This window comes from Bacteroidia bacterium (genome assembly GCA_016218155.1).
GTDB lineage: Bacteria > Bacteroidota > Bacteroidia > Bacteroidales > GWA2-32-17 > GWA2-32-17.
In genome coordinates, this window is record JACREQ010000073.1 from 1 (window position 1) to 1,768 (window position 1,768).

1 protein-coding gene is annotated in these 1,768 nt (G+C 34.0%); it reads right to left on the reverse strand.

Annotated elements, in window-relative coordinates; all coding sequences use genetic code 11:
- Nucleotides 1-319: 319 nt before the first annotated feature.
- A complete protein-coding gene (locus tag HY951_13420; GenBank protein ID MBI5541059.1) occupies nucleotides 320-1,633 on the reverse strand; it encodes a SpoIIE family protein phosphatase in 1,314 nt (437 codons plus the stop codon).
- Between the last annotated feature and the right edge of the window lie 135 nt (nucleotides 1,634-1,768).

Sequence of the window (1,768 nt, forward strand, 5' to 3'; positions counted from 1 at the left end):
AGCCTCGCTCTTTCGGAAGACATCAAGACGTTTTTTTATCATAAAAACAAAATTGATGTCTTTTTCTTTTGTCCTACTGGTCGGTTGTAAAAGTTATTTACATACCTTTGTTAATATCAAATTTTTACCGAACTATTGTTCATAATTTATCCCGCCAAATTTTTGTTGTTCAACTGGCTGGTAACGGTACTCGCATAGGAAAAGTGCCACACACAATAATTCATCAGCGTATATGCGTAGCATTAGCTTTATCAATACGTGTGGCATTTTTCTTATGCGATGTTATGCACTCGGTCGCATTCCTCAGTATTTTTATTCGTTAAATTTTTATGCCCAAAACTGTTATGTCATCTGTCTGTTCGTATTTTTCTTTATGTCCGGTTATCCAGTCTTCAATTGTGTTATCAAGTATTTTGCATTGCTGCTCCATTGATTCATTAGTTATAGATAGAATAAGCTCTTTAAGTCGTTTCGATAAGAATTTTTTTTCTTTTTCGCCACCAATCTGGTCTTTATAGCCATCACTCATTAAATAGAGCGTGTCACCTTTATGAAGTTTTGTAATATGATTTGTAAAGGGCTGCATATTTTGATGGATACCGATTGGCATTTTATCGCCCTTTATTTCATCCAAATTTGTCTGGTTTTTCCGAATAATATACAATGGATTATTTGCGCCGGCATACTGCAACTCTAACGTATCTGTATTTAATGCACAAAGTGCAATATCCATACCGTCCTGTTGTTCGCCTAAAATTCCTTTTTGCTTCAAAGATTCAATCACATGAACACGCAAATAATTTAATACATGGTTTGCCTGAGTTACTTCATCTTTACTTATAATTTCATTTAAAAAAGATATTCCTAACATACTCATGAAGGCACCCGGCACTCCATGTCCTGTGCAATCGGCAACTATAAAAATGAGCCACTGTTTTATTTTTGCCGCCCAGTAAAAATCGCCGCTGACAATATCCCTCGGTTTGAAAAGAATAAAATGTTCACCCAGAATTTCTCTTAAATAGTCTGAATCGGGCAGCACTGCGCCTTGAATATACTTTGCATAGTGAATACTATCGGTAATTTGTACATTAATTTCTTCGATATGTTCTTTTTGCTTAATTACTATATCCCGCTGAGTTTCGATTTCGTCGCGTTGTACACAGATTTCTTCGTTTGCCTGTTCAAGCTCTTGATTTTTATAGGTGATTAATTCATTTGCCTTTTTCTTCTGACGATAGCGGCCGTATATCACAAAAGCAAGAACAAGCAACAAGCCTGCGCCTATAATAAACGAATTTCTTTGAATAGCCTGCTTCTTTATTTCAACATCTTTTTTTTCGAGCAGTAAATTTTGTTTTTCGATTTCCTGTTGTTTCTTTTCTGTCTGGTAACGGGTTTCCATCTCGGTTATCTGTTTATTCTTTTCTGCATTAAATAAGCTGTCTTTTGTTGTAGAATACAATTTATGATACTCAAAAGCTTTTTTATAGTTCCCCAAGCTGTCATAAGAATATGAAAGATATTGATATGATTCTTTTTCGTCATCTAATGCTCCTATTTCTTTTGCTATTTTCAGCCCTTTATAAGCGTATTCAATAGCTTTAGAATATTTATTAAGTTTATTATACAATACTTCGTTAATTTTTAAGACGCAATTTTACCAAACCATAAGGCATCGCGATAAACCCTCTTATATTTTTTGCAACTCATATCAATTTTCAAGTTTGTAAAAATTCTATCTGCCATGATTTTATTGAGATGTATA